The organism is Serratia nevei, assembly GCF_024160145.1.
GTDB lineage: Bacteria > Pseudomonadota > Gammaproteobacteria > Enterobacterales > Enterobacteriaceae > Serratia > Serratia nevei_A.
On sequence record NZ_JAMYWQ010000073.1, the window covers coordinates 1 to 4,083 of the forward strand.

Annotated in this window: 3 protein-coding genes; 2 read left to right on the forward strand and 1 reads right to left on the reverse strand. The window is 57.8% G+C overall.

Features of this window, described 5'->3' with window-relative positions; all coding sequences use genetic code 11:
• Positions 1 to 164: 164 nt before the first annotated feature.
• Complete coding sequence (locus M6G53_RS24625; protein WP_253335134.1) at positions 165 to 1,382, reverse strand: Tm-1-like ATP-binding domain-containing protein; 1,218 nt, start codon at positions 1,380 to 1,382, stop codon at positions 165 to 167.
• Between the two features lie 264 nt (positions 1,383 to 1,646).
• Here M6G53_RS24625 and M6G53_RS24630 point away from each other — a divergent pair, with 264 nt between their 5' ends.
• Positions 1,647 to 2,285, forward strand: a complete 639-nt coding sequence (locus tag M6G53_RS24630; protein ID WP_366519523.1) for a TetR/AcrR family transcriptional regulator — start codon at positions 1,647 to 1,649, stop codon at positions 2,283 to 2,285.
• Between the two features lie 480 nt (positions 2,286 to 2,765).
• On the forward strand, positions 2,766 to 4,083 hold a 1,318-nt coding region (locus tag M6G53_RS24635; RefSeq protein ID WP_253335138.1), incomplete at its 3' end, for a S8 family peptidase.

Sequence of the window (4,083 nt, forward strand, 5' to 3'; positions counted from 1 at the left end):
CAGGTGCGGACTTCATCGTGGCGCGGGTAACGCAGTGTTACCCATCAGACGCCGTATAGATTTAAGCAAGCCCATCATAAATCAAAATCGGTGTTGCAAAAACGGGGGTGACCATAGATTTTTTTTTAGGCGTTATTACCGGCAGGCTCTGCATTCAGGAATAATCATTCCCTGCGGACGATTTGCCGGAACTGGGCGGCAACGGCCCGCGCGAAGCGCGGGTCATTAATAGGGTAAGGCGTTTTTATCAATCGGCGTTTTTCGCTGGGTTGCACCGTGTCTTCCAGCGCTTGCACAAAGGCGGCTAGCGCCGCCGGATCCCAGAACGGCTGGTTCGGCGCATCCAGAGCCGACACGCCGCCCATCGGCACCACGAAGCGCACTTCACCCACGCAGGCATTCATTTTTTCGCCAATCCAGCGTCCGATAAGCGCGTTTTCCTGCGCGCTGGTGCGCACCAGCGTGACCTGCGGATTGTGATGGTGGTGTGGGCGGTTGGCATAGCGCGCCGGCACTGTATTCGGCGCACCGAAGTTGATCATGTCGATCGCGCCGCAGGAGAGCACGCATGGAATGCCGGTACGCGCGATAGCGCCGAAACGATCCGCATTGCAGGGTAGCACGCCGCCAAACAGATAGTCGGCTACTTCGGTGGTGGTCAAATCGATGGCGCCCTGCAGCTGCCGGCTGTCGATCAGTTTCTCCAGCGCTCTGCCGCCGCTGCCGGTCGCGTGAAACGTCAGACAATCCCATTGCGGCTCAAGGTCGGCGACCAGCGCCTGAGCGCAGGGCGTGGTGACGCCAAACATCGTCAGGCCGATCGCAGGTTTGTCTTCGTAATGATCGGCGACGGCGAAACGCACGGCGCCGGCTATTTGGCGCGCCGCGTTGCCAAGCACCTGCCGCGAGATACGGTTCAGGCCGGCGAGATCGGTGACCGAGTACAGCATGTTGATGTCGCTGGCGCCGACATAGGCGGAAACGTCGCCCGCCGCCATGCTCGAGACCATCAATTTCGGCAGGCCGATCGGCAGTTGCTGCATCGCCGGCGTGATGATGGCGGTGCCGCCGGAGCCGCCCAGGCCGAGCAGGGCGGCGATATCGTGGCGCGTCAGAATAAAACGTTCAAAAGCGGTCGCCATGGCGGCAATGGCCTGGCCACGGCCGGCGCGGAAGATCGCGTCTGCGCCGGCCGGATGGTGGCGGGCGATGTCCTCTGGACGGATATCGGCCGGGGAGTCAAACGGCAAGCTACGGGGGGAAAGATCGACGGTTCGCGTGGGTAAACCCAAGGCAGCGATCAGTCGCCGTACATACTCCAACTCTTGTCCTTTCGTGTCTGCTGTGGTAGCAATATAGACAAAATTTGAAGTTTCATTCATGGTTTTTTCCGGGGTGATTCTTTTTTTATTTTAAAAATTATTATGTTATGTTTCTTGTAGGGCCCTGGTGTTGGCAATTAAATTAAAATGATTAATGTATTTATATAATGAGACGGCCGTATCATTTTTGCAAGGGCAGCTCGACGCAAAATGGGATGACCGTCTCATTTTGGCGCTTTTCCGCGTGGCCGACGCATTGCCTTCAACTCGTCAACGGGCGCGTATTCCCTGTCGTGCAAGCGTGTGCAGATACATGAGGTTTATGTGCCGATAAATGCTTTCCCCACCCCGTCCGATCCTGCTCTGACCTCCGCCCGGGCAAAAACCTATCGTTTATTGTTGACCAGCGCGATGGCGCTGTATGACGAGGGGGCGTTTCCTTCAATCACCGAACTGGCGGCGCACGCGCAGGTATCCCGTGCGACGGCCTACCGTTACTTCCCAACCCAAAGCGCGCTGATTAGCGCCGTGGTGGCGGAAAGCCTGGGGCCGATCCTGTCCTGGCGCCCGCAAGACGATGATGCTTTGAAGCGCATTCAGCAGTTGCTGAGCTTTGCCTACCCCCAGATGGAGCGGCATGAGGGGGCATTACGCGCGGCGTTGCAGCTCTCTTTGCAGCAGTGGGCGAAAGCGACGCCGGGCGAAAAATTCGTGCGCGGCAACCGCAAGCGGCTGCTGACGCTTGCGGTGGCACCGTTGCAGAACAAACTGCCTTCGTATTCGATCCAGCGAGTGATTCATGCTTTCTCGCTGATTTACGGCTCTGAGGTGTTCCTGGTGCTGAAGGATATCTGGGGGCTGGAGCTTGAGGGGATCCAGGACGTCACGCAATGGATGGCCAAAGCCATCCTGCGTCAAGCGGAAGAGGATGCGATGAACAGCAAAAAATCATCAGCAGGATAATCCATTTTTCGCCGATGGCCGAGCGAAAAACCAGCATAATTCACTGAGTGAATATTGGCAAAAGTTATAATTAAACGTGATAAAAGGCGCCTGTTAAGCACTTTTCAGGCGGCCGGGAACCTTTCTGGGTCTTGATTATATATTGTTATTTATCATTAATTTGATTTGAATTCTCTTCGTTCTGTAACGCCGCTCATACCCCGTATAATGCCATCGTCTCTCCTTATCGGATCTCGTCTGATTCATCCGTGAAACTTCCCTCCCTCCCGTTGAACTGCCGGGTGACACATTAAGCGCACTTGAGATTGTTGTGCTTTAGTTATTTGGTGTTACCAAACTGTTACACAAAAAATCTTATAAAACATTTGCAAACAACAACGGACGGTATCTGGGATGGAGAAGAAGCATAAAGGAGTCAAACCCGCTCGGGCGGCCTTCGGCTGGCCTGCCATCGGGGTTAATCGCGCACGGTGGAGCGCGATGCTGATCTGCCTGACGGCGATCGGCGGAGCGCAGGCCGCCAGCTATATAGAGAACGGCAAAGCGGGCGATCCGGCCAGCTGGCGCAGCAGTGAGTTCAACGCGGAATGGGGGCTGGGGGCGATCCACGCCGACCAGGCTTACGCCGCCGGTTATACCGGAAAAGGCATCAAACTCGGCATTTTCGATCAGCCGGTTTACGCCAGGCACCCCGAATTTTCCGGCCCTGATAAGGTGATCAATCTGGTTACCGAAGGCATCCGTGAATACACCGACCCGTACATTCCGGTGAAAAAAGGCGATGCCTTCCGCTATGACGGTACGCCCAGCACCGACTCCAGCGGCAAATTAGGCTCGCACGGCACCCACGTGGGTGGCATCGCCGCCGGCAGCCGCGACGGCGGCGCCATGCACGGCGTGGCGTTTAACGCGCAGATCATCAGCGCGGAAAACGGCGATCCCGGCCCGGAGGATGGCATTGTACTCGGTAACGACGGCGCGGTTTACCAGGCCGGCTGGAATGCGCTGGTGGCCAGCGGCGCGCGCATCATCAACAACAGCTGGGGCATCGGCATTACCGATAAATTCGCCAAGGGCGGTAAGAATCCCGCTTATCCTCATTTCACCGTCGACGATGCGCAAAAGCAGTTCGATCAGATCAAGGTTATCCTGGGCACCAAACCCGGCGGCGCCTATCAGGGCGCGATCGACGCGGCGCGCAGCGGCGTGGTCACCATCTTCGCCGCCGGTAACGACTACAACCTGAACAACCCGGACGCCATGGCCGGCCTGGCCTATTTCGTGCCGGATATTGCGCCGAACTGGCTGTCGGTCGCCAGCTTGCAAGATCCCACCAATAGCGGCGATTACAGCATCAGCACCTTCTCTTCCCGCTGCGGCTATACCGCCAGTTTGTGCGTCTCGGCACCGGGTACCCGGGTGTATAGCTCGGTGATTGAAGGCACCAGCGTGGAGAATTTAACGACCGGCTACGCCAAATACAGCGGTACCTCAATGGCGGCGCCGCACGTGGCCGGCAGCGTTGCGGTGCTGATGGAGCGTTTCCCGTATTTGAATGGCGCACAGGTGGCGGAAGTGCTGAAAACCACCGCCACCGACATGGGCTCGCCGGGCATCGACGCGCTCTACGGCTGGGGGATGATCAACCTGGGCAAGGCCATCAACGGTCCAGGCATGTTGGTGACCGTCGAAGATATTCCTGCGGAGTTCCGCATCCCGGATCCGGCGGGGGTGGCCTACGGCCCGACCCAGTTCGTGGTGGATCTGCCGGGCGTCGGCGCGGTGCTGGACAAGGGTA